The organism is Deinococcus phoenicis (assembly GCF_000599865.1).
Taxonomy (GTDB): domain Bacteria; phylum Deinococcota; class Deinococci; order Deinococcales; family Deinococcaceae; genus Deinococcus; species Deinococcus phoenicis.
Window position 1 is genome coordinate 1 of the sequence record NZ_JHAC01000036.1, and the last position, 22,495, is coordinate 22,495.

At 68.6% G+C, this 22,495-nt stretch carries 21 protein-coding genes; 10 read left to right on the plus strand and 11 right to left on the minus strand.

Annotated features, from left to right (window positions below; all coding sequences use genetic code 11):
• The 4 genes from DEIPH_RS11865 to DEIPH_RS11880 form a co-directional block, all read right to left on the minus strand.
• Nucleotides 1-718: carbohydrate kinase family protein (locus DEIPH_RS11865; RefSeq protein WP_034358312.1), on the minus strand; the 718-nt coding region annotated here is incomplete at its 3' end.
• Nucleotides 719-776: 58 nt separating this feature from the next.
• Nucleotides 777-1,418 carry a hypothetical protein gene (locus tag DEIPH_RS11870; protein WP_034358314.1) on the minus strand — a complete coding sequence of 214 codons (642 nt, stop codon included), beginning with the start codon at nt 1,416-1,418 and terminating at the stop codon, nt 777-779.
• A 64-nt stretch (nt 1,419-1,482) separates the two neighbouring features.
• Entirely contained in the window at nt 1,483-2,913 is a 1,431-nt protein-coding gene (gene gatB, locus DEIPH_RS11875) for an Asp-tRNA(Asn)/Glu-tRNA(Gln) amidotransferase subunit GatB (protein ID WP_034358316.1), read from the minus strand.
• A gap of 303 nt (nt 2,914-3,216) precedes the next feature.
• Nucleotides 3,217-3,711, minus strand: coding sequence for a hypothetical protein (locus DEIPH_RS11880; RefSeq protein ID WP_034358318.1), 495 nt, complete (start codon nt 3,709-3,711; stop codon nt 3,217-3,219).
• A 202-nt stretch (nt 3,712-3,913) separates the two neighbouring features.
• Here DEIPH_RS11880 and DEIPH_RS11885 point away from each other — a divergent pair, with 202 nt between their 5' ends.
• Nucleotides 3,914-5,470 (plus strand): hypothetical protein, encoded by a 1,557-nt coding sequence (locus DEIPH_RS11885; RefSeq protein ID WP_235183234.1) that lies wholly within the window; start codon nt 3,914-3,916, stop codon nt 5,468-5,470.
• A 9-nt stretch (nt 5,471-5,479) separates the two neighbouring features.
• Here the strand turns inward: DEIPH_RS11885 and DEIPH_RS19305 are convergent, their stop codons facing one another.
• Nucleotides 5,480-5,911, minus strand: coding sequence for a GNAT family N-acetyltransferase (locus tag DEIPH_RS19305; RefSeq protein ID WP_235183235.1), 432 nt, complete (start codon nt 5,909-5,911; stop codon nt 5,480-5,482).
• A gap of 60 nt (nt 5,912-5,971) precedes the next feature.
• Here DEIPH_RS19305 and DEIPH_RS11895 point away from each other — a divergent pair, with 60 nt between their 5' ends.
• Entirely contained in the window at nt 5,972-6,463 is a 492-nt protein-coding gene (locus DEIPH_RS11895; protein WP_034358320.1) for a hypothetical protein, read from the plus strand.
• A gap of 85 nt (nt 6,464-6,548) precedes the next feature.
• Nucleotides 6,549-8,009: an ATP-binding protein gene (locus DEIPH_RS11900; protein ID WP_034358323.1), complete on the plus strand. Its 1,461-nt coding sequence runs from the start codon at nt 6,549-6,551 to the stop codon at nt 8,007-8,009.
• 30 nt (nt 8,010-8,039) lie between these two features.
• On the opposite strand, the gene DEIPH_RS11905 is transcribed toward DEIPH_RS11900, so the two are convergent.
• The 3 genes from DEIPH_RS11905 to DEIPH_RS11915 all read right to left on the minus strand — a co-directional run bounded on the left by DEIPH_RS11905 (nt 8,040) and on the right by DEIPH_RS11915 (nt 10,602).
• Nucleotides 8,040-9,116, minus strand: a complete 1,077-nt coding sequence (locus DEIPH_RS11905) for a GGDEF domain-containing protein (RefSeq protein WP_051517342.1) — start codon at nt 9,114-9,116, stop codon at nt 8,040-8,042.
• 115 nt (nt 9,117-9,231) lie between these two features.
• Nucleotides 9,232-10,053: a 3-methyl-2-oxobutanoate hydroxymethyltransferase gene (gene panB / locus DEIPH_RS11910; RefSeq protein ID WP_034358326.1), complete on the minus strand. Its 822-nt coding sequence runs from the start codon at nt 10,051-10,053 to the stop codon at nt 9,232-9,234.
• Between the two features lie 69 nt (nt 10,054-10,122).
• Nucleotides 10,123-10,602: a DUF420 domain-containing protein gene (locus tag DEIPH_RS11915; protein ID WP_034358328.1), complete on the minus strand. Its 480-nt coding sequence runs from the start codon at nt 10,600-10,602 to the stop codon at nt 10,123-10,125.
• A gap of 165 nt (nt 10,603-10,767) precedes the next feature.
• On the opposite strand from DEIPH_RS11915, the gene DEIPH_RS11920 reads away from it, so the two are divergent.
• From DEIPH_RS11920 to DEIPH_RS11940, 5 genes are all read left to right on the plus strand, one after another.
• Nucleotides 10,768-11,751: a COX15/CtaA family protein gene (locus tag DEIPH_RS11920; protein WP_034358330.1), complete on the plus strand. Its 984-nt coding sequence runs from the start codon at nt 10,768-10,770 to the stop codon at nt 11,749-11,751.
• The gene (locus DEIPH_RS11925; RefSeq protein WP_034358332.1) at nt 11,748-12,680 is read left to right on the plus strand and encodes a heme o synthase; all 933 of its coding nucleotides are present in this window, start codon (nt 11,748-11,750) and stop codon (nt 12,678-12,680) included. Before DEIPH_RS11920 ends, DEIPH_RS11925 begins: the two co-directional genes overlap by 4 nt.
• Nucleotides 12,681-12,928: 248 nt before the next feature.
• Nucleotides 12,929-14,146: a cytochrome c oxidase subunit II gene (coxB, locus tag DEIPH_RS11930; RefSeq protein WP_081790901.1), complete on the plus strand. Its 1,218-nt coding sequence runs from the start codon at nt 12,929-12,931 to the stop codon at nt 14,144-14,146.
• On the plus strand, nt 14,143-16,599 hold the full coding sequence (locus tag DEIPH_RS11935) for a cbb3-type cytochrome c oxidase subunit I (protein WP_034358336.1): 2,457 nt from the start codon (nt 14,143-14,145) through the stop codon (nt 16,597-16,599). The genes coxB and DEIPH_RS11935 overlap by 4 nt, the downstream gene beginning before the upstream one ends.
• A gap of 124 nt (nt 16,600-16,723) precedes the next feature.
• Complete coding sequence (locus DEIPH_RS11940; protein WP_034358339.1) at nt 16,724-17,398, plus strand: SCO family protein; 675 nt, start codon at nt 16,724-16,726, stop codon at nt 17,396-17,398.
• Between the two features lie 27 nt (nt 17,399-17,425).
• On the opposite strand, the gene DEIPH_RS11945 is transcribed toward DEIPH_RS11940, so the two are convergent.
• Together DEIPH_RS11945 and DEIPH_RS11950 are read right to left on the minus strand one after the other, a co-directional pair.
• On the minus strand, nt 17,426-18,181 hold the full coding sequence (locus DEIPH_RS11945) for a VOC family protein (protein ID WP_034358342.1): 756 nt from the start codon (nt 18,179-18,181) through the stop codon (nt 17,426-17,428).
• A 69-nt stretch (nt 18,182-18,250) separates the two neighbouring features.
• Nucleotides 18,251-19,027 (minus strand): VOC family protein, encoded by a 777-nt coding sequence (locus tag DEIPH_RS11950; RefSeq protein WP_034358344.1) that lies wholly within the window; start codon nt 19,025-19,027, stop codon nt 18,251-18,253.
• 166 nt (nt 19,028-19,193) lie between these two features.
• Between DEIPH_RS11950 and ruvB the strand changes: the two genes are divergently transcribed.
• Together ruvB and DEIPH_RS11960 are read left to right on the plus strand one after the other, a co-directional pair.
• A complete protein-coding gene (gene ruvB, locus DEIPH_RS11955) occupies nt 19,194-20,189 on the plus strand; it encodes a Holliday junction branch migration DNA helicase RuvB (RefSeq protein WP_034358346.1) in 996 nt (331 codons plus the stop codon).
• A 116-nt stretch (nt 20,190-20,305) separates the two neighbouring features.
• Entirely contained in the window at nt 20,306-20,662 is a 357-nt protein-coding gene (locus tag DEIPH_RS11960) for an ArsC/Spx/MgsR family protein (RefSeq protein ID WP_235183236.1), read from the plus strand.
• Nucleotides 20,663-20,760: 98 nt separating this feature from the next.
• Here the strand turns inward: DEIPH_RS11960 and DEIPH_RS11965 are convergent, their stop codons facing one another.
• Nucleotides 20,761-22,455 (minus strand): GGDEF domain-containing protein, encoded by a 1,695-nt coding sequence (locus tag DEIPH_RS11965; RefSeq protein ID WP_051517343.1) that lies wholly within the window; start codon nt 22,453-22,455, stop codon nt 20,761-20,763.
• Nucleotides 22,456-22,495: the final 40 nt, after the last annotated feature.

A 22,495-nucleotide genomic window follows, 5' to 3' on the forward strand; every position in this document is an offset into this window, starting at 1 on the left:
GCCCTTCCAGCAGCGCGCCTTCCTCGTCGAGCTTCAGGACGACCAGCGCGTGCGGATACCGCTCCCGCAGCCAGTCCAGCGCCCGGCCCGGCTCCGGCTCGCCGCTCATGGCGCGGGCCTCGTCGTCGTTGGGAAAGATCACGTCGAAGGGCATGTCGTCCACGACCTTCAGGAAGTTCTCGCGGCCCATCTGCTGAATCATCTGAAAGCTCCCGGGGTCGAGGCTGAGGGTCGCCCCGGCCTCCTTGGCGAGGCGCGCGGCCTCCAGGGCGGCGGCGCGGGGCGGGTCGCGGAAAAGGCTCCAGGCGGTCAGGTGCAGGTGCCGCGCGCCCCGCAGAACTTCACGCGGCAATTCCCCCGGCAGCAGTTCCCAGTCGGCCCCCTGCCCGGTCAGCATCGCGCGCTGACCCCGGCGGTCGATCAGCGCCAGGATCACGCCGGTCGGGTGCTCGGCGCTGAGGGTCAGTTCGGCCCGCACGTCCTCGGCGCGCAGTTCGGAGGTCGCCAGTTCCCCGAAGCGGTCGCGGCCGATCTTGCCCACGAAGGTCGCGGGGCACCCGGCCCGGCGTGCCCACACGGCCACATTTGCCGCCGACCCGCCCCCGGAGAGTTCCAGCCGCCCGGTGGTGTCCCCGCCCGGCAGCAGCATGGTGTCAGGTTTGGCCAGCACGTCCCAGGCCAGGTCGCCCAGCGACACGAGAGGTTTGCGGTCAGTCATGCGTGCCTCGCAGCATACAGGGCGCGGGGGCGGGCAGCGGAACGCCGAGAACCGGCCCTCAGCCCCCCGTCACCGGAGCCGCCTGCACCGCCCGCAGCGCCAGCAACGTCGCCAGCACGTCCAGCGCGCCGCTGAGCGCGTACACGAGCTGGTCGGTGCGGGTCACGGGGTCGCTGAACCCGGCGATGGGCACCACGTTGAACACGGCCATGCCCAGGCTGAGGGCGGCGGCCAGATTCAGCCAGTCCGCGAGTCGCCTGCGCCCCGTCAGATCGGCGGGATTCGGGGCGAGGCGGGCCAGCGTGCCGTAGACGGCGTTCCCGGCCAGGATGCCGACGGGCCACACGGTCAGCAGCGCGGTCAGGGCCACCGTGTTCGCCTCGGGGGCGCTGCCGTTCAGGACAAACAGCAGCGTCAGGAGCCACAGCACCAGCCGGAAGGACGTGAGCCAGGGAAAGGCGAACCGCAGCGCCCGCAGCGTGCCGTCCGTCGGTGGCACGGGCTGCCCTGTGGTGAACCGGCCCAGAAGCACCGTCCACCACGCCAGCACCAGCCCCGCCAGCAGCGCCTCGATGCCCGAGAACCACGCGCCCTCCGAGAAGCGGCCCCGCCACAGCGAGTAGGCGGCCAGGCCGAACAACCCCGTGACCTGCACCCCCAGGGCCAGCAGCGCGGCAGAGCGCCAGCGGGCGGGGGTCACGCGGAGGCTCCAGCAGAGCCGGGCAACCGCGGACGGCCGAACGCTGCGGGCTGACCGCCGCCCCTCACAGCCCCAGCTTGGCTTGCAGGCGCTCGCGCACGACCTCGGGCTTGGCCTGGCCCCCGGTCGCCTTCATCACCGGGCCGAAGAGGGCGTTCATAGCCTTGGCGTTCCCGGCCCGCACCTTCTCGACGGTGGCGGGGTCGGCCCGCATGGCGGCGTCGATGGCGGCGTCGATGGCGGCGGTATCGGTCACGACGGTCAAGCCACGCTCGCGCACCAGCACCCCCGGGTCCTGCCCGTCCATCACGTCGGGGAGGAGGTCTTTGGCGATCTTGCCGCTGATGGTGCCCGCGTCAATCAGCCGGACCAGGGCGGCGAGGTGCCCCGGCTTCAACTCCGCCTGACCGATGCCGATCTCGCGGGCGGCCAGGAAGCCGGCCACGTCGGTCAGCAGCCAGTTGGCGAGTTTCTGGGCGTCGGGGGCAGGTTCGGTCCTGAGCGCCGCGTCGTAGAAGCGCGAGAGGGCCACGTTCAGGCTGAGGGTCCCGGCATCCCCCGCCCGCACGCCCGCCGCCACGTACCGCTCCCGCTTCTGCGCGGGCAGTTCGGGCATCTGCGCCCGCACCCGCGCGATCCACTCGGGCGTGATGTCGAGGGGCGGCAGGTCGGGTTCCGGGAAATAGCGGTAATCGGCCTCGCCCTCCTTCGTCCGCATCACGAAGGTCTTCTGGCCGCCCTCGTCCCAGCCCAGGGTGTCCTGGGTGATGACGCCGCCCGACTCCAGCACGCGCGTCTGCCGGGCCGTCTCGTACTCGATGGCGCGGGCCACCGAGCGGAAGGAGTTGAGGTTCTTCACCTCGACCTTGGTGCCCCAGGGTTCGCCGGGCTTGTGAAGGCTGAGGTTCACGTCGCAGCGCATCTTGCCTTCCTCGGGCGTGGCGTCCGACACACCGAGCGACTGGGCGATGGCCTGCACCGCCTCCAGAAAGGCGCGGGCCTGCTCCGCCCCCGTAATGTCCGCCTCGGTCACCATCTCGATCAGCGGCGACCCGGCGCGGTTGAGGTCGAGCAGGCTGTAGGGGGCGTAGGCCGGGTGAATCAGCTTGCCCGCATCGTCTTCCAGGTGGGCACGCTTGATGCGGACCCGCGTGTGCTCGCCGCTCTCCAGCGTTACGTCCAGATAGCCGTCGCGTGCGATGGGGCGGTCGTACTGCGAGAGCTGGAAGTTCTTGGGCGCGTCGGGGTAGAAGTAGTTCTTGCGGTGAAACTGCGTGAACCCCGATACGTCGCAGTTCAGGCCCAGGCCGAACATCAGCGCGAGGTCCACCGCCTCGCGGTTGAGGGTGGGCAGCGTGCCGGGCAGCCCCAGCGTGAGGGGGTCGGTGAAGGTGTTCGGCTCCGCGCCGTGATAGTCCGCTGGACACGCGCTGAACAGCTTGGAGCGCGTTTTCAATTGCAGGTGGACTTCCAGCCCGATGACGGCACGGTACATGCGGGGGAGTCTAGAGCAGATGGCCGGCCGGCAGAAGGCAGATGGCTGGGGGAGCGTCAGCTTCTGCTGAACACTCCTCCAGCCTTTCGCCCAAGACGTAGGTGACTCAAAAGACGAGTGCGCACAGGCGGGCTTTTTGGCTCCTCTGCAAGCAGCTCTGCGAGTCCCCCCTGGCGGGGAAGGCTGGGACTTGCAAAGCCGCGAAGCAGAGGGGGCGGGCGGCAAAGCCGTCCCAGTGGAAGAAGACGCAATCTCACTCCCGCTGCCATGCACGCTTTTCGCGTCAGTCCCAGCCCTCTTCTCTTACAGCGCCCGGCACTGCCCCTCACGGTCGCCCGTCACGCGGTTCTGGCCCCCGGTCGGGGCGGCGCGGTTGTCCTCGCACTCCAGGTCGCCGTTGACCGTGACGCGGTTCACCCGCACCGTGCCGCTGTTCTTCTTCAGTTCGAGGTCACCGGTCACGCGCACGTTCTCCACGCTCACGCTGCCGCCCTTTTTCAGTTCCAGGTCGCCGTTGATGACGCTGCCGGTCACGGTGACGCTCCGGAAGCCGTCTTTCCCCTCGATATCGCCGTTGATGTCGCTGTCGCGGATCACCGCGTTCCCGCCGCGCCCGACCTTCACGTCACCGTTCACGCGGCTGTTCACCAGCGTGCAGGTGGCTCCCTGCCGCACCTTCACGTCGCCGTTGATGGTGCGGCCATTCAGGGTGCCCGCGCAGGACACGTCGGCGGCCTGGGCCGAGGGCAGCAGCAGCATGGGGGCCAGGAGCAGGGCGGACAGCAGCATGGATTTCATAGCGGGACCTCCTCGCGGGTGGGGCCTGAAGGGCGGCCCTTCCCCCGAGCGTAAAGACCGCGGCCCCGCCGCACCCGCGAGAAAGATGCAGGAACCTTCACCTGGCCCGCCACGACCCTCTCCAGAGCAGTCTCACGCCGGAGAGCTTTCACGAAGAAACCAGAAACGCCGGGGAAGGCCCGATTCCTGCGTACAGTGGGGCATGTTGACACCACGTCACGCGCTGGCTCTGGGCAGTCTGCTGCTTCCGGCGGCTCAGGGCCAGGCGAGCCAGGAACAGACCGGACAGCAACAGGCGCTGGCCCTCGCCTCGGCCTATGCCACCTACTTCACGGCCCAGACGTACCGCGACTACTGCGCTCAGAAAGACCCGGCCAGCGCGGGGCGCAGCCGACAGGCGTTCACCGCCTGGACGCAGCGGCAGGGCCTGACGCAGTTCGAACCCCAGCTCAGCCGCCTGCTGGGGGCGGACGTCCTGGCGCAGCTCAAGGCGCAGGTTAGGGACAGCCAGGGCGACCTGGTGGCCGCGCTGCAAAAGCTGGGGCCAGCCTCCCAGGTCTGCGGGGTGTACGCGCAGCAACTCGGCACCGCCGCCTTCGACGTCAAGGCCAAGGTGCCGAACCTGGGCGCGCTGCTGGCCGGGCAGACCACGGTAAATACCGGAACAACCACGGGAAAGACGTCCGGTCAGACGCAGGCCGCTGCTGGGGTCAGCACGGTCTACAGCGTGGCGCAACTCTCGACCCTGGCCGGTCAGACGCTGGCGGCCCTGCCCAAAGGCACCTCCGGCAGCGCCGCCGAGGAAGCGGTCCTGAAAAGACTGCGTTCGTTGGGCGCGCAGGTGGCCGTGACCGGAACGGTCGCCCCCAGGTTCGATGCGCTGGACCAGGAGGACGACCGCCGCACCGCGCGCTGGGGCATCTACTGCTATGAACTCACCGAGGATGACGCCCTGGACCCGCTGCGGGGCAAGGCGGCGACTGTGGTGGGCAGCGTGAGCGAGTTCGACCGTGACACCGGCTTCACCCTGCGGAACTGCCGCGTGCTGAATGCGAGTGCCGCTGCCGGCCTGAAAAAGTCGTCCCTGCCCGTGGCCGATGTCGGCTGGCGTTTCAAGAACCAGCCCGCCGAGAAGTTCCTGGTCGCCGCCGGAAAGGGCCTGCAAGACAGCCAGATTCTGGGGGTCTACCTCTACCCGTCTACCGTGGTGGGTGTGGGGGGCATGACCTATCCCAGCTATCCGCCCCTGCTGTTCCTGAAAGACGGCACGGTCTACAACGACCCCTCCTGGGCACCCGACAGCTTCAACGTCGCCCTCTCGCGCCAGCTTGAGCCGCAGAAGTGGGGCCAATGGACGCGGCAGGGCCAGAACTTCCTGGTCAAGTGGGGCGACGGCGAGACCCAGACCGTCAAGGTCACCCGCGACCTGACCATGCCGCCTGCCCCGGCGGGCACGAAGCTGAGCGGCAACTTCAGGACCATCGGGGGCGGCGGCAACTCGGCGCTCGGCGGGGACGTGACGGTCGCCGTCAGCAGCGATTACACCTTCACGCCCCAGGGCACCTTCAAGGGGGGCCGCTCGGCGGGGGCCACGACCTCCAACGTGACCGCCGCCAGCCAGAGCAGCACCTCGGGCAAGTACAGCGTCAGCCGCTACGGCATCACGCTGAACTATGCGGACGGGGGACAGAAGCGGCTGTTCTTCTACCGGATGTCCAAGGATGTCATTCACATCGGCGGCTCGGACTACGTGCAGTGATCCCAAGCTCTACTTCAGGACCAACGCCATCTCCGTCCCGCTCGCCCGGAAGCCCAGCCCCTCGTACAGCGCCCGGCCCATCTCGCTGGTGCCCAGGCTGATGCGGGTGACGCCGCGTTCCTGAGCGGCTTGCAGGCAGCAAATCACGAGTTCACGCGCGAGGCCCTGCCGCCGCCAGTCGGGCTGAGTCCAGACGTTCACCACCCGCGCCCGCCACGGCTGCGGGTCGCCGCGCGAAGGCCCCCACTCCAGCAGGGTCAACCCCGCACCGGCCACGACCTCTCCCCCGTCGCTGACGGCCAGAAAACCGACGTACAGGCCACGTTCCAGCGCGTCCGCGACCCAGGCGGCGTAGACGGGACGCTCGGGGGCATCCACCTCGTCGGGAGAACGGTGAACGGCGATCACCGGGGCGTCGGCGGGAACAGCGGGGCGGATCACGCCCGTATTCTGACCATTCCGGCGGGCAACCCTGGGCCAGCGGGCCGCGTACCTGGGGGCATGAGTAAGCTGAATGGACGCATCGGCGGCGTGACCCAGGGGTACGATCTGCATGCCGAGTGGGACGGCGAGCGCCTGCGCGGACGCATCGGCGGGCGGGTTCAGGGCAAGGACCTCGACCTCACGCTGCACGCGGGGGACGTGGACGGGCGCGTCGGCGGCACCTTCGCGGGCTTCGACGCCGACGGGGACGTGTCGCCGCGCGGCGTGGACGTGCGCCTGGGCGGCCAGTGGAACGGCGACGACGTTCACCTGAAGATCGACGGGCGGCACGTGACCGGGCGCTTCTCGGGGCGGACGATGGGCAAGGACGTGGACCTGCGGGTGGAAGGAAAGCGGCTCACGGGCCGCATCGGGGGCGCGTTTGATGGCAAAGACGTCCACCTGGACTTCGGGGACCTGCCGCCCGAACTCGCGGCGCTGGCTGCCGTCTGCGCCTACAAGGTGCTGGAGGACGACCAGACGGCGGCAGCGGCGAGCAGTTCTTCCTGAAGCCGCGCCCCACGTTCTCCAGCAACCCGATTCTCCAGCAACCCGCACATTCCCGCCGCGCGCTGCGTGCTACTTTCCGCGCATCATGACTGCCGTACAGGGACAGGTGAAGGCCAGGACGCTCGGAGAACTGCTTCAGACGCCGGAATACGCGGGCCGCGCGCCCTTCGACGGCCAGGTGCGGCTGGTCCAGGACGAGGTGCGGGACAACCTGACCCGCAAGCTGCGCCAGGGCGAGGACCTGTTTCCCGGCGTGGTCGGCTACGACGAGACGGTGATCCCGCAGCTCACGAATGCGCTGCTGGCCCGTCAGAACTTCATCCTGTTGGGGCTGCGCGGGCAGGCCAAGAGCCGCATCCTGCGCGCGATCACGGGGCTGCTCGACGACCATGTGCCGGTGATCGACGGCGTGGACATGCCCGACGATCCCCTCAACCCCATCGGCGCGGAGGGCCGTCACCTGCTCGAAGCGCACGGCCTGGACCTGCCGATCCGCTGGCTGCCGCGCGCCGACCGCTATGTGGAAAAGCTCGCCACGCCCGACGTGACGGTGGCCGACCTGATCGGGGACGTGGACCCCATCAAGGCCGCGCGCCTGGGCACCAGCCTGGGCGACACCCGCTCCATGCACTTCGGGCTGCTGCCGCGCGCCAACCGGGGCATCTTCGCGGTGAACGAGCTGGCCGACCTGGCCCCCAAAGTGCAGGTGGCGCTCTTCAATATCCTTCAGGAAGGGGACGTGCAGATCAAGGGCTACCCCATCCGGCTGGAACTCGACGTGATGCTGGTCTTTTCGGCCAACCCCGAGGACTACACCGCGCGTGGCAAGATCGTCACGCCCTTGAAGGACCGCATCGGCTCGGAAATCCGCACCCACTACCCCACCGACGTGCGGCTGGGCATGGACATCACCGCGCAGGAAGCGGTGAAGGCCGAGGGCGTCGTGGTACCCGAGTTCATCTCGGAACTGATCGAGGAAATCGCCTTCCAGGCCCGCGAGGACGGGCGGGTGGACAAGATGAGCGGCGTGTCGCAGCGCCTTCCGATCAGCCTGATGGAGGTCGCCTCCGCCAACGCCGAGCGCCGGGGCCTGGTGTCGGGCGACGTGCCGGTGGTGCGGGTCAGTGACGTCTACGCGGGCCTCCCGGCCATCACCGGCAAGCTGGAACTGGAGTACGAGGGCGAACTCAAGGGCGCGGACGTGGTGGCCCGCGACGTGATCCGCAAGGCCGCCGGGGCCGTCTACGCCCGCCGCTACGCCAGCTTCGATACCCGCACCCTGGAAAAGTGGTTCGAGGACGGCAACGTCTTCCGCTTCCCGCAGTCCGGGGACGCCGGGGCCGCCATGAAGGCCACCCGGGAGGTGCCGGGCCTGACCGACCTCGCCGCCCAGGTGGCGGGCCTCGGTGACGACGCCGTGCGGGCCTCGGCGGCCGAGTTCATCCTCGAAGGGCTGTATGGCCGCAAGAAGCTCTCGCGGGCCGAGGAAACCTACGCCGCCCCCGAACCCGAGGTGCGCCGCGAGCGCGGGGGCCGCTGGAACTGAGCGGCGCGCCCGGCCCGTGCCGGCCCCTCCTCAACCTGCGGGGGAGGGGCCTTCCTCTGCACCCGCCTCTGCACCCGGCAGAAGGTCCGGGGACTCGGGCGCGGCCACCATGCGGTCGCGCCCGGTGTCTTTGGCGACCCTGAGGGCGGCGTCGGCGCTGGCAAAAGCCGCGCGCCGGGGCCGCCCCCGACCGTAGCGGCTGAGGCCGATGCTGAGGGTCACGTGCTGACCGGCGGCGAAGGACCGCCCGGCCACCTCGCGCCGGACCCGTTCCAGCAGGGCCGGGGCACCCACGGCGCAGGTGTCGGGGAGGCAGACCACGAATTCCTCGCCGCCCCAGCGGTACACCTCGCCGCACCCCGCGACCGTGTCGAGCAGCACGTCGGCGACCGCACGCAGCACCCGGTCCCCGGCCTCGTGGCCGTGGCGGTCGTTCACCCGCTTGAAATGGTCGATGTCCAGAACCGCGAGAACACCGGGCAGGATGGGGCCAGCGTCCGCTTCCTCGAAGGCGCGGCGGTTGAGCAGGCCCGTGAGGGGATCACGGCGGGCGTCGCGTTCGCCCAGCAGCAGGCGGCGTTGCAGCCGGACGACCGCCCAGCCGAACAGGGCGGTGCCCAGGCAGACCACCAGCAGGAGGGGGGCGGTGCCCGGTTCGGGCTGGGCGTTGACGTTGTCCCAGTGCCGCACCAGCAGCGTCGCGGCCAGCGAGAGCGCGAGGCTGAACACCCGGCCCACCCGGGGGTGATCGGAAAACAGCAGGCTCCAGGCCAGCACGGTCATGGGGGCGATCAGCAGCACGATGCTCAGGGCCTGCCCGTTGCCCCGCACGCCCAGCTGTTCCCCGAACAGCGCGAGGGCCAAGACGTACACCACCTGCGCGCCCGTGGCGACCAGCCGCAGCGGCCACTCCCAGCGCGGCGCCAGCAGCTGATGGGCCGCCGCGATCAGCAGCAGCAGACCCGCGAAGGCCAGGGTGGGCACACTCACGGGATGGGTCAGCATGGTCCAGCAGACGATCCCGACCAGCAGCGGCACCAGCACCCGGAAGTACAGGCGCGTGATGCGCGTGGGCAGATCTTCCGGACGGAGGGGAGCGGGCGGCATGGTCTCCCAGTCATAGCACTGCGCTGGGGGACGCAGGTGCGCCTGTGCGGATGGGCCGCCGGGGGTGAGGGGGGGTGGAGGGCAGGCCTCGCCCCCACCCCTCCTCAGGACCGCCTCAGTACAGCTTGCCCAGCACGTCGTCCTTCATCACGAAACTCTGATCCCGGGTGGGAAACTCGCGGGCGCGGACCTCGCGGGCATAGGCGGCGATGGCCTCGCGCGCCTCCCGGCCCAGTTCGGCGTACCGCTTGGCGAGCTTTTTCTCGTCGCCCTCGTAGAGGCCCAGCAGGTCGTGGTACACCAGCACCTGGCCCCGGCAATGCACCCCCGCCCCGATGCCGATGGTGGGCACCTGCAACCGCCCGGTGATCAGGCGGGCCAGTCGGGCGGGAATGGCCTCCAGCACCACGCTGAAGGCCCCGGCGGCTTCGAGCGCCAGCGCACCTTCCAGGGTGCGGCGCGCACTCTCCTCGTCCTTGCCCTGCACCTTCAGGCCGCCCTGCGCGGTGGCCGTCTGCGGCATCAGGCCCACGTGACCCATTACGGGAATGCCGTTGCGGGTCAGCACCCGCACGACCTCCAGCACCTCGGGCGTGGCCCCCTCCAGCTTCACGGCGTCCGCGCCCGTCTGCTGAATCACGCGCACGGCGTGGCGCACCGCGTCCGTGACCCCGGTGTGGTAGGTGCCGAAGGGCAGGTCCACGACCAGAAAGGTGTCCGGTGCCCCCCGGCGCACCGCCCGGGCGTGGTGGATCATGTCGTCCAGCGTGACGGGCGCGGTGGAGTCGTAGCCCAGCACCACGTTGCCCAGGCTGTCCCCGACCAGAATCAGGTCCACGCCGGCGCCCTCGGCGTGCCGCGCGCCGGGATAGTCGTAGGCGGTGACCATCACCAGCGGTTCCTGGGCGTGCAGAAGGTCAGGCACACTGCGTTTCATGGGGGGAAGCTATCAGTTTTCGGCCCCCGGCAATCAGCTGTCTGGCCGCTTTGGCAGCCCGCTCGCAAGCTACCCCTGGACGACCTGGCCGTACCGCCCCAGCACCAGATAGATGATCCAGCCGGTCACGGCGACATACAGCCAGACCGGCACAGTCCAGCGCACCCAGGCGCGGTGCCGGTCGAAAAAGCGGCGGGCGACGGGGGCACCGATGTTGCCGAGGTTGCCCGCTGCCCTCAGGCCCTTCCAGGCGTTCCAGAGCGCGACCACAGCCAGGGGCAGGTTCGCCGCCGCCAGGATGATGTGGCTGATCAGCAGGAAGTAATACGCGCCGCGCCACTCGGCGGGGCCGACGTACTTCTTCTCGTAGCCCAGCCCCAGGCGGGTGAGGTACAGCACCAGGAAAATGGTGGCCAGGGCGCTGGCGGTCAACATGGCGCGCATATGCGCCTCGCGGTTGCCGCGCCGGATGAAAAAGACGCCGATCACGAGGGTTATGCCGCTCAGAACGATGGTAATCACTGCCCACTGGTTGATGATGGCCGCCACGCCGCGCAGTCTAGGGGGGGCGGATGTCCGGGATGTCCCCGGTTTCCGGATCGGCGGCGGATGAGGGGACCCAGGGGACAATCTTCAGCCTCCCGACCTGCCTAGAATGCGGGGATGAAGGCTGACCGGCCCCATGGCGGGCGGTCGGAAGGACGGTGAAGTGAAGTGAGCAGCGCATTGACGGTGCCCCGGTCCCGCGTGGGCGCGTGGCTGCCCCGGCTGGCCTGGACGGCCCTCGCGTACAACGTGCTGGTGATCCTGTGGGGCGCGGTCGTGCGCCTGACCGGGGCGGGGGCGGGCTGCGGCGACCACTGGCCGCTGTGTAACGGCGTGGTGGTGCCGCAAAGTCCGGCCCTGCACACGGTGATCGAGTTCAGCCACCGCCTGACCAGCGGCGCGAGCGGCCTGCTGGCCCTGGGGCTGATCGGGCTGGCCTTCCGCACCACGCCCCGGGGCCACCCGGCGCGGCTGGGTGCGGTCCTCAGCTTCGCGCTGATCGTGCTGGAGGGGCTGGTGGGCGGCGTGCAGGTGTTGCTGGGCCTGACCGCCGATTCGACCGACCCGGCACGCGGGCTGGTGCAGGGCGTGCACCTGGCAAATACCTTCCTGCTGCTGGGGGCGCTGCTGCTCACGGCGCTGTGGGCCTCGGGCCGCCCGGCGCTGCGGCTGCGCGGGCAGGGGCGCACGCTGGGGCTGATCCTGCTGGGCCTGGGGCTGACGCTGCTGCTGGGCATGGCGGGCGCGGTGACGGCGCTGGGTGATCTGCTGTTCGCGCCCGCGCCCGGGACGCCGCTGGATACGGTCCGCCGCGATTTCGGGAGTGCGGCAGGCCTGATCGAGAACCTGCGCGTCATCCACCCCATGCTCGCCATCATCTCCAGCGCGTACCTGATCTGGCTGGTGGGGGCGCTGCGCCGCCTGCGGCCCTCGCCGGAAGTGACCCGCTGGGGCGGGGTGCTGACCGGCGTGATCGCCCTTCAGGTGCTGGCGGGCTTCCTGAACGTGGCCCTCAAGGCCCCGGCGTGGATGCAGCTCACGCACCTGCTGCTGGCGTGCATCATGTGGCTCGTGACGGTCCTGCTCAGCTTCGGGGCGCTGACCGCCCTGCGCCGCGTCCATCCGGCCCCGCGTCAGGGGGCGGCGGCATGACCACCGACCGTGTCACTCCGGCGTCCGGCGTCAACAGCCGTCCCCTGCGCGCGACCTGGCGCGATTATCTCTCGCTGACCAAACCCAAGGTCATCAGCCTGCTGCTGTGGACCACCCTCACCGCGATGGTGATGGCCGCGCGCGGCTGGCCGGGGCTGTGGCTGCTGACCGTGGTGTCGCTGGCGGGCTACATGTCGGCGGGGTCGGCGGGCGTGTTCAACATGATCATCGACCGCGACATCGACCTCAAGATGAAGCGCACGGCGACCCGGCCCACCACCAGCGGCCTGATCTCCACCCGCAACGCGGCCATCTTCGGCACCACCTTGCAGGTCCTGTCCTTCGTGATGCTGTGGGTCTGGGCCACGCCGCTGGCCGCCTGGATGAGTCTGGCGGGCTTCGTGACCTACGTGGTGGTGTATACGCTGTGGCTCAAGCGCACCACCTGGCACAACATCGTGCTGGGCGGGGCCGCCGGGTGCTTCCCGCCGCTGGTGGGCTGGGCCGCCGTGACGGGCGACCTGAACCTGTTTGCCTGGTTCCTGTTCGCCATCATCTTCTTCTGGACGCCGGTCCACTTCTGGGCGCTCGCGCTGATGATCAAAGACGAGTACCGCGAGGTCGGCATTCCGATGCTGCCTGTCGTCCACGGTGACCGCCTGACCGTCGCCCAGATTGGCCTGTACGCCATCTACACGGTGGTGCTGTCGGTGATGCCGGTGTTCTTCCGGGAAGTCGGCTGGCTCTACTTCCTGTCGGCGCTGGGGCTGGGCGGCCTGCTGCTTCAGCGGTCGTGGGGGCTTTACCGCCACGTGATGGCCGGGAACAAGGTCGAGCGCCGGGTGGCCGTGCCGCTGTACCTGTACTCGATGCTGTATCTCGCGCTGCTGTTCGTGGCGGCGGCGGTGGACCGGGTGCTGCTGGGGTAAAGAGGCTGTGGGCTGGAGGGTGTAGGAAAGGCAGGGCGGTCCGGTGGGGCCGCCTTTCTTCTTTTGCCACTGCCTACAATCGGCTGCCCACACCCCTTCAGGACACTTGCCTACCCCTCAAGCTGTTCTCATGGCCCCGAGCCTGACCGACCGGTCGAACACGCGCGGCGAAGCGCGTGCAGCGGGGCGCTTTGCATGGGCGCAAAACCCTGGGCAACGCTTTAGACTAGGAGGCGAGGAAAGGAGTGATGTTGAACACCAACCATAGCCGCCGCAGAGGCGGACCAAGGAGGGGCCTGCCGCCTCAACTGGCACGGGCCGGGCTGCTCGGCGTGGGCGCGGCGCTGCTGACCGGGTGTGGGTCGCAGCAGCTGCTGTCCATCGGGGACCTGTCGTCGGCGTACAACCGCGAGATGTTCTGGATGAGCGTGTGGGCGATCGCCTTCTCGATCGTCATCTTCATCGGCGTGTCGTACGCACTGTTCTACACGGTGCGGAAGTTCCGTGAGGACCGCAACGACGCCGAACCGGAGCAGTTCCACGGCAACAACCGCCTGGAGACCATCCTGGTGGTGGTGCCGGTGCTGATCGTGATGCTGCTCAGCGTGCTGACGGTCCGCACGATGGCCCGCCTGAACCCGACCCCCCAGAACGCCGTGAAGGTGGACGTGCTGGGCAAGCAGTTCTGGTGGAACTTCGGCTACCCGGCGGCGCCGGCAGCGGCGGGGGGCAACGTCACCAACGGCAACGAGCTGGTGATTCCCACCCGCAGCCCGGTGGCGCTGACCATCACCAGCGGGGACGTGATCCACGCCTTCTGGGCACCCAACCTGGGCGGCCAGCGCGACGCGACGCCCGGCACCCACAAGACCTGGCAGATCGACACCGACCGCGCGGGGGCCTACCAGGGTAACTGTAACGTGCTGTGCGGGGCCAGCCACGCGAATATGCGCTTCAAGGTGATCGCGCTGGACCCCGAGCAGTACAACACGTTCCTTCAGGCGGCGCAGGCCTACCGCGCCCCCGAACCTGCCCCCGGCAGCGCCGAGGCGCGCGGCTACACGCTGTTCATGCAGGGCAACCCCGCAACGGGCGCGCTGGCGTGCGCGGCTTGCCACCGTGTCCAGGGCACGCCCGCCGCGGGCGCGGCCGGACCCGACCTGAGCTTTTTCGGCACCCGCCGCACGCTGGGCGCAGGCATGTGGGAAGGCGAGCGGGCACAGGAGATGCTGCACGGCTGGATCAAGCACAGCCCGGCCCTCAAACCCGGCAGCCTGATGCCCGCCTACGACGGCCAGGAGTACCGCCTGAACGGCAAGGTGCAGAAAGCGGGCCTGCTGACCGACGCGGAGATCGACGACATTGCCGCTTACCTGCGCAGCCTCCGCCTGCCCGAGGAAGCCAACTACTGGCGTGACGTGCCCGTGACCAGTCAGAACGCCAGCGCCCAAGGAGGCAACCCGTGACGGTCCAGCACGCACCGCAGTCCACCGCCGCTGCCCGCCGGGGCGCGTGGGAGGTCATCAAGGACTACATGATGACCACCGATCACAAAAAGATCGGGCTGCTGTACATCTTCGTCTCGATCATCGCCTTCGGGATCGCGGGCGTCCTCGCGGTCGCGCTGCGCTTGCAGCTGGCGCTGCCCGACCAGACGTTCCTGGTGGGCCAGACCTACAACCAGGTGCTGACCCTGCACGCGGCGATCATGATCTTCTTCTTCCTGATTCCGATCGGGCTGTTCGGCTTCGGGAACTTCTTCCTGCCGCTGCAACTCGGTGTGCGTGACGTGGCGCTGCCGCGCGTGAACACCTTCGCGGTGTGGCTCTTTATCTTCAGCCTGATTCTGGTGATCACGGGCCTGTGGAACGGCGGCGCGCCCGGCGTCGGCTGGACCTTCTACTACCCGCTGTCGGTGGACGGCAACCAGACCGGCACCAGCGTGTTCATGGTCGCCGTGATCCTCAACGGCATCGGGTCGCTGCTGGGCAGCGCGAACTTCGCGGCCACCATCATCAACCTGCGGACCCCCGGCATGAGCCTCTGGAAGATGCCGATCTTCTGCTGGGCCATCTTCTCGACCAGCCTGCTGCAGCTGATCAGCCTGGGGGGCCTGACCGCCGCCGCGCTGGTCACCTTCCTGGAACTCAAGCTGGGCCTCTCGATGTTCAATCCCGGCATCGGCGGCACCCCGATCCTGTTCCAGCAGTTTTTCTGGTTCTACTCGCACCCCGCCGTGTACGTGATGCTGCTGCCCTACCTGGGCATCGGCGCGGAAATCGCCTCCACGATGGCCCGCAAGCCGCTGTTCGGCTACCGCGTGATGGTCTACTCGCTGCTGGGCATCGTGCTGGTCAGTCTGCTGGTGTGGGCGCACCACATGTTCGCGGTGGGCCTGCCCGAGTCCTGGCAGATCGCCTTCATGGTCGCCACCCTGGTCGTGGCCGTGCCGACCGGCGTCAAGATCTTCAACCTGATCGGGACGCTGTGGGGCGGGCGCATCATCATGAAGACGCCGACCTACTGGCTGGTGGGCTTCATCTTCAACTTCCTGATCGGCGGGATCACGGGCGTCAGCCTGGGCATGATTCCCTTCGACTACCAGGTCACCATGAGTTACTACGTCGTGGCGCACTTCCACAACGTGATGATGTTCGGCACGGCCTTCCTGGCGATGGGCGGCATCTACTACTGGTGGCCCAAGATGACGGGCCGGTTCCTGAACGAGCGGCTGGGCATGTGGCACTTCTGGCTCTTCATGGTCGGCTCGTGGATGACCTTTTTGCCGCAGTACCTGCTGGGTCTGCTGGGCATGCCCCGGCGCTACTACACCTACCCCGAGGGCAACTTCGCCTGGACCGAGCTGAACTTCATCTCGACCCTGGGCGCGCTGACCCTGCTGGCGGGCGGCATCGTGTGGGTCTGGAACATGTACCAGAGCCTGCAAAAGCCCATCACGGCCTCGAACAACCCCTGGGGCGGCTTCACGCTGGAGTGGACGGCGGCTTCTCCCCCCGCGGCCTACAACTTCGCGCACGAGTTCCCCACCAGCTTCCCCACCGAGCGGCCGCTGTACGACTGGGAAAAGAGCGGCGAGAAGCTCACGCCGGTCGATCCCAGGACCATCCACCTGCCGGTGGACTCCATCTGGCCCTTCCTGACCGCGCTGGCCCTGTTCTTCATGGGCTACGGCCTGAGCTTCGGCTGGTTCACCAACTACACCCCGGCGGGCGGCCTGCAACCCTTCTTCAATGCCGGCGCCAGCCATGTCTTTGCCAGCATCGTGCTGTACCTCAGCATCCCCTTCTTCCTGTGGGCGCTGTTCAAGTGGGCGGGGACCCGTGAGTACGCGGTGCCGGTGGAGCATCACCACCTCACCAAGTACGACAACGGCTTCATGGGCATGGCCTGGTTCATCATCTCGGAAGTGGGCCTGTTCGGCGTCCTGATCGCCGGGTACGTGTACCTGCGTATCAGCGGCCACGCCGAGCCGCCCGCGCTGCGCCCCAACATCTGGCTGGCGGCGCTGAACACCCTGATCCTGGTCAGCTCCTCGTTCGTGATCCACAAGGCCGAGCAGGACCACCACCACGGGCGCTACACCTGGTTCCGCCTGGGCCTGTTCATCACGCTGATCCTGGGCGCGCTGTTCATGATCTTCCAGGTGTACGAGTTCGCGCTGTTCGGCCACGAGAGCGACTGGAAACAGAACCTCTGGCAGTCGTGCTTCTTCATCATCGTGGGCCTGCACGGTCTGCACATCCTGATTGGCGGCACCGGCATCGCCCTGCCGTACTACCAGGCGCTGACCGGCAAGATGGACAAGTACAACCACGGTTCGCTGACCGCCGCCAGCCTGTACTGGCACCTGGTGGACGTGGTGTGGCTCTTCATCGTGGCGATCTTCTACGCGTGGTGAGGTAGCTTCCAGCACTCAGCTTTCCATAAGCAGCAGCGGGGACGTGATGAGCGTTCCCGCCGCTCTTTTTTGGCTGACCGCTCAGGGACACCCCGCCCCCCGCCCCCGCCCTAGCCTGCCCAGCATGAAGTGGCTCACGGCGGCGCTGCTGGCCCTCGCGGCGGTTCTGGGGGGGCTGCTGCTGTACCGGAACGTCTCCCCCACCCCGGCCGGCGGGACGGCGCTGGACAATCCGGTGACGCTGCCCACGCTGCGGCTGGTGAACGACCGGGGGCAGGCGACCACGCTGAACGATTCGGGGGGCAAGCTGCGGCTGGTGTTCTTCGGCTTCGTGCGTTGCCCGGACGTGTGCCCCGCGACGCTGGCGGCGCTCAAGAACATCTACGCGGGCCTGACGCCGGCGCAGCGGGAGCGTGTGCAGGTGCAGCTGGTGACGGTAGACCCGGCACACGACCGCCCGGCGGTGCTGCGCGAGTACCTCGACCGCTTCGACCCCGCCTTTACCGGCCTGACCGGCGACGCCGCCACCATCGACGAGGCGGCCCGCACGATGTTCGTGGCGAACGTGCCGCCCCAGCCCGCGACCGACCACAGCGCCCACCTGGGCCAGGACAGCAGCGGGGCCGACCCTGAGGACGAGGTGGCGGGCGGAGCCAACGAGGCCGCCCGCATTCACGGCGATCAGGTCAGCGTGGTGGACGCGCGGGGGCGCTTTGTGCGCGTCTACAGCAACGGCAACGTGATCGAAGGCGAACTGGGCCACGACCTGCCGGGCCTGATCCAGAAGTACGGAAGCTGAAGTAACTCTCCCCGGCCTGCCCTGGCCCTACGGAAGTTGGATGACCGAGAAGGTCGCGCGCCCAGGATCCTGGAGCACGGTAATCTTCCCGTGGGGGGAATCGTGGGGAGGCGATAGCAGGCGTCCGCCCCCGGCCTGAGCCGCCTGCACCGCCTGATCGGTGTTCTTTACTGCAAAGTAGATCATCCAATGGGAGGGCAGCTCCGGCGGCCAGTGACGCTCGTCCATCTGCATCACCCCGACGTTCTGGTCATGGCCGTGGTAGAGGGTGTAGGCGTTCATCCCGGGGACCTTCTGGCTGGTGCTGTTCAGCAGGGCCGTGTAGAAGTCGCGGGCGCGGTCGGCACTCCGCGTTTGTAGCTCGGCCCAGACAAAGGTCCCCGGCGTTCCGGTCAGGCCCAGGCCCTGCTGCTTGCCCGCCTGCCACAGGCCGAACAGCGCGCCGGTCGGGTCGGTCGCCATCAGCAGGGCACCGTGTTCGCCCACCTGAAGCGGTGCCATCCTGACCTGCCCACCCAGCTCGCGGATGCGCTCCGCGTCCGCCTGCACGTCGTCACTGGCAAAATACAGCAGCCAGAGGCTCTGCCCCTCGAAGGGAGGAACGATGGCGGCGACAGCGCGGGAACCGACAAAAGCGACGCGGTATTCGCCGTTCTCGCTCCCCTGCTTCTCGAATCTCCAGCCCAGCAGCGCCTCGTAGAACGGGCGGACCAGCTCCGCACCGGGCGTCATCAGGTCGAGCCAGATGGGTGTTCCGGCAGCGGGACGGGTCTTGGTCGTCATGGAAAACCTCCTGGGAACGGGGCGCGGGGTGGAGAAAGCCGAACGCCGCCTCCACCCCCGGACGGGAGTTCAGCTCCTGTTGACCTGCACCACGCTGAAGGCCGCGCCGTCGGGGTCGGCCAGCACGGCCATCTGACCGTAAGGCGTATCGAAGGGGGGCACGCGGACGCTTCCGCCGCTCTCCCCGGCGACCTTGACGGCCCGCTGGAGGTCGTTGACGTCGAAATAGGGCAGCCAGTGCGCGGGCACCGAGTCGGGCCAGTGTTCCCCGTCCATCTGCATAATGCCGCCGACGTTGCCCTTCCCCTGCTTGAGGATGTGGTAGGTCGTGCCGCCGGGCATGGGTTCGCTGGTCGCGCCGAAAAGCTGGGTGTAGAAGTCACGCGCCCGGTCGGCGTCCCGGGTCTTCACTTCCTGCCAGGTCATGCTGCCGTGTTCGTTCTCCAGTTCGGACCCCTGAAACGCGAGCGGTTGCCACAGGCCGAAGACCGCTCCGGTGGGGTCGGTGGCGACCAGCATGTGGCCCAATGGGCCGACCTGCATGGGTTCGGAGAGAATCTGCCCGCCCAGCTCGCGGATGCGCTGCGCGTCGGCCTGGGCATCGGCACTGGTGTAGTAGACCGTCCAGGCGCTGGGCATCTGCGCCATCTCCGGGGCCTTCGGCATAAACCCGGCGACGGGATGGCCGTTCTGGCGAACCATGTGGTAATGCCCGAAGTCCGGCCCCTGGTCCTCAAAGGTCCAGCCGAAGAGGTCGCTGTAAAACCGTTTGGTTTCCTCCGGCTTCTCGGTGGTGAGGTCGTACCAGGCGCACGTTCCGGCGGCGTGGTGGGTCTGCACGGGCATAAGCAACCTCCTGAGGGGGCGGGGCGGACCGACAACTTAGCTTAAGTCACAATCTGTATTCTGTCAAGAGCAGAACAGGACATAGATTTTCATTAAAGGCAGAACTCCAGAGCCGCGCTTTCCCGTACCCCACACTCTTTTTTCGGAAATAGCATAATATGGCGGCATGACCGAACCTCTCGATGCCGCCCTCCGCCCCAAAAGTCTGACGGAGTACGTGGGCCAGGAGCGGCTCAAGGAAAAGCTGGGGGTGTACCTCCAGGCCGCCAGGGGCCGCAAGGAGGCCCTCGACCACACGCTGCTGTTCGGACCTCCCGGCCTGGGGAAAACCACGCTGGCGCACATCATCGCCGCCGAACTGGGCGTGAATATCCGGGTCACCTCGGGTCCCGCCATCGAGAAGCCGGGCGACCTCGCCGCCATCCTCACCAATTCGCTGGAGGAAGGCGACGTGCTGTTCATCGACGAGATTCACCGGCTGGGACGGGTGGCGGAAGAACACCTCTACCCCGCGATGGAGGATTTCAAGCTGGACATCGTGCTGGGGCAGGGACCGGCGGCGCGGACCATCGAGCTGCCGCTGCCGCGCTTCACGCTGGTCGGCGCGACCACCCGGCCCGGCCTGATCACCGCGCCGATGCGGTCGCGGTTCGGGATCATCGAGCACCTGGAGTACTACACCGCCGAGGAAATCGGCACCAACCTGCTGCGGGACGCCCGGCTGCTGGGCTTCGGGCTGGAGGAGGACGCGGCGCTGGAGATCGGCGCACGTTCGCGCGGCACCATGCGGATCGCCAAGCGGCTGCTGAGGCGCGTGCGCGACTACGCCGACGTGGCGGGTGAGACGACCATCCGGCTGGAACGGGCGCACGACGCCCTGGACAAGCAGGGGTTGGACGCGGCGGGCTTGGACGACCGCGACAAGAAGTACCTCGAAACGCTGATCCACCGCTTCGCGGGCGGCCCGGTCGGGGTGGATACGCTCGCCACCGCCATCAGCGAGGACGCCCTGACGCTGGAGGACGTGTACGAGCCGTACCTGATCCAGCTCGGCTTCATCAAGCGCACCCCCAGAGGCCGCGTCGCCACCGCCCACGCCTACGACCACCTGGGGCTGCCGGTGGGGGCGGCGGACGGGGACCTGGGGCTGTATACGAACTGAAGCTTTCCGCCGTCAGCTTTCCGCCATCCGCAGGCAAAAGCTCCGGGCCTAAGGGCCTGGGGCTTTTTTGCTGACGGCTGACCCCTGAAGGCCGAAGGCTCCTCTACACTTCCCCCATGACTGCCCCCCAGGTCCAGATGTTCGGCCTCAAGAAAAGTGCGGCCACCCGCGCCGCCGAACGGTTTTTCAAGGAACGGCGCGTCAAGGTTCATTTTGTGGACCTCGGCGTGAAGCCTATCGCCAGAGGGGAACTTACCCGCTTCATCCAGAAATTCGGCCTGAATGCCCTGCTTGATCTGGAAGGCAAAGCGTATGAGCGGTCCAACCTCGCCTACCTGCGCACCACCGAGGAGGGCATCATCGCCCGCATCGTCGAGACGCCGGAGCTGCTGCGCCTGCCGCTGGTGCGCGGCGGGAAGGTGCTGACGGTGGGCGAGGACCCGGAGGGCTGGGCACGGATGCTGGAGGGGTGAACCGGATGCCGCCCGGTCCCTGAGCCGTCGGAAGGCCGACCCTGTTCCTGGCGCTGCCTCGCCGCTCTGCAAGGCCCTTCGGTCAGCGTTCCACGGGTTCATTCCCCTTCGGAATCCGTATGACCTCGGGCGTTGTGGAGCGTGGCGCCGGCCCCCCCCTGAAAGGCGTGGACCGCATTCTTGCCCGAGTGTTTGGCGCGGTACATGGCCTGGTCGGCGTGCCGCTGCAAGGTCGCCACGTCGGTGCCGTCCTGCGGAGCCACCGCCACCCCGATGGACGCCGTGACCGTCACCGGCTGCCCGCGCACCTCGAAGGGTCGCGCCAGTTCCTCCAGCAGCTTGCGCCCCACCGCCTGCGCGTCCGCCGCCTCTTGCAGGTGGTTGAGCAGCACCGTGAATTCGTCCCCGCCCAGCCGCCCCACCAGATCGTCCCGCCGGACCCGCCCCCGCAGCCGCGCGCCCACCTGCCGCAACAGCTCGTCCCCGGCCTCGTGGCCCAGCGTGTCGTTGACCGCCTTGAAGCCGTCGAGGTCGATGAACAACACCGCCACCCGCCCCGCTTCACGTTCGCCCAGGGCACGCTCGACCTCGGCCTGAAAGTGGGCGCGGTTGGGCAGACCCGTGAGGGTGTCGTGGGCGGCGCGGTGGGCCAAGAGCTGCCGGTCCTGCCGCAAGGCGGTGTTGTCCTGCGCGAGTTGCAGGCTGCGCAGGCGCTCCATCTCGGCCTCGCGCTTGAGGGTCTCGACCTGAAACTGCGCCGTGAGCACTCTGGTCTTGCGGTCCACCGCCTCGGCGTGCAGTTCGCGGTCGAGGGCGTGATAGGCCCGCAGGTGCCGCAAGGCCGCGCTCAGCTCACCCTGCGCCTCGTACAGGTCGGCCAGCTGCTGATGGGCGGCGCTCTGCTGGGGCCGCATGCCGCGTTCCCCGGCCAGGGTCAGTGCCCGAGTCAGGAGGGCGGTGGCCTGCCGGGGGTCGCCCTGCACCGCGTGCGCGCGGCCCAGCGTCAGCAGCAGGTGGTAGGTGTGTTCGTACTCCGCGATCTCCTCGGCGATGGGCAGGGCCTCCAGACTCGCGGCGATGGCCTGCTCGACCCGCCCGAGTTCCAGCAGGTTGCGCGCCCGGAAGGCCCGGACCACCACCTCATGCTGCCGCAGGCCGCTGGCACCCACGGCCAGCAGGTAGTCCTCGGCCAGGGCCAGGGAACGGCCATAGTCGCCCAGTGCGTGGTAGTCCGCTACGGCATTGGCGCGGGCGCTGGAGATCAGCAGCGGGTCCCCGATGCGCGTGGCCGTCTCCAGCACCTGCAAGTGCGTGTTCAGCGCCTCCTGGTACTCGCCCGACTCGGTCTGCAACAGGGCGATGTTGTTCATTACCCGCGCGCTGCCCTGCTCGTCGCCCGACTCGCGGGCGATCCGGGCGCTCTCGTAAAACGCCTCCAGGGACCCGGCGTAGTCGCCGAGCAGGCTCGCCACGTTGCCCAGGCCATTGAGGGCGCGGGCTTGCAGGGCGGCGTCCGGCAATTGCTGGCCCAGGGCGTGGGCTTCCCGGAAGCGCGCGGCCGCCTCCTCGTAGCTGGACTGGAAAAACAGGGCCGCGCCGTACAGACACAGGGCCTGCCCTTCGGCCCGGCGGTCGCCGCAGCTGCGGGCCAGTGCCACCACGGCGGCCGCACGTCCGGCGGCCTGGGGCGCGTGCGTGAGCACCAGGGGTTCGAGTTCGGCGAGCTGCGCCTCAAGGCGCGCGATCTCCGCTGCGGTGGGAGACCCCCGGGAAGGAAGGGGCGGGAACGTCATTTCCCATCCAGCCTAGGCCCACGCCCCTGACATGCCTCTT

Excerpts from the sequence above, each read along its gene's own strand:
- DEIPH_RS11965 (WP_051517343.1), bottom strand. The coding sequence starts at position 22,455 with ATGACGTTCCCGCCCCTTCCTTCCCGGGGGTCTCCCACCGCAGCGGAG.
- DEIPH_RS11950 (WP_034358344.1), bottom strand. The coding sequence starts at position 19,027 with ATGCCCGTGCAGACCCACCACGCCGCCGGAACGTGCGCCTGGTACGAC.
- DEIPH_RS11925 (WP_034358332.1), top strand. The coding sequence starts at position 11,748 with ATGACCACCGACCGTGTCACTCCGGCGTCCGGCGTCAACAGCCGTCCC.
- panB (WP_034358326.1), bottom strand. The coding sequence starts at position 10,053 with ATGAAACGCAGTGTGCCTGACCTTCTGCACGCCCAGGAACCGCTGGTG.
- gatB (WP_034358316.1), bottom strand. The coding sequence starts at position 2,913 with ATGTACCGTGCCGTCATCGGGCTGGAAGTCCACCTGCAATTGAAAACG.
- coxB (WP_081790901.1), top strand. The coding sequence starts at position 12,929 with ATGTTGAACACCAACCATAGCCGCCGCAGAGGCGGACCAAGGAGGGGC.
- ruvB (WP_034358346.1), top strand. The coding sequence starts at position 19,194 with ATGACCGAACCTCTCGATGCCGCCCTCCGCCCCAAAAGTCTGACGGAG.
- DEIPH_RS11945 (WP_034358342.1), bottom strand. The coding sequence starts at position 18,181 with ATGACGACCAAGACCCGTCCCGCTGCCGGAACACCCATCTGGCTCGAC.
- DEIPH_RS11900 (WP_034358323.1), top strand. The coding sequence starts at position 6,549 with ATGACTGCCGTACAGGGACAGGTGAAGGCCAGGACGCTCGGAGAACTG.
- DEIPH_RS11905 (WP_051517342.1), bottom strand. The coding sequence starts at position 9,116 with ATGCCGCCCGCTCCCCTCCGTCCGGAAGATCTGCCCACGCGCATCACG.
- DEIPH_RS11885 (WP_235183234.1), top strand. The coding sequence starts at position 3,914 with ATGTTGACACCACGTCACGCGCTGGCTCTGGGCAGTCTGCTGCTTCCG.
- DEIPH_RS11880 (WP_034358318.1), bottom strand. The coding sequence starts at position 3,711 with ATGAAATCCATGCTGCTGTCCGCCCTGCTCCTGGCCCCCATGCTGCTG.
- DEIPH_RS11960 (WP_235183236.1), top strand. The coding sequence starts at position 20,306 with ATGACTGCCCCCCAGGTCCAGATGTTCGGCCTCAAGAAAAGTGCGGCC.
- DEIPH_RS11940 (WP_034358339.1), top strand. The coding sequence starts at position 16,724 with ATGAAGTGGCTCACGGCGGCGCTGCTGGCCCTCGCGGCGGTTCTGGGG.
- DEIPH_RS11895 (WP_034358320.1), top strand. The coding sequence starts at position 5,972 with ATGAGTAAGCTGAATGGACGCATCGGCGGCGTGACCCAGGGGTACGAT.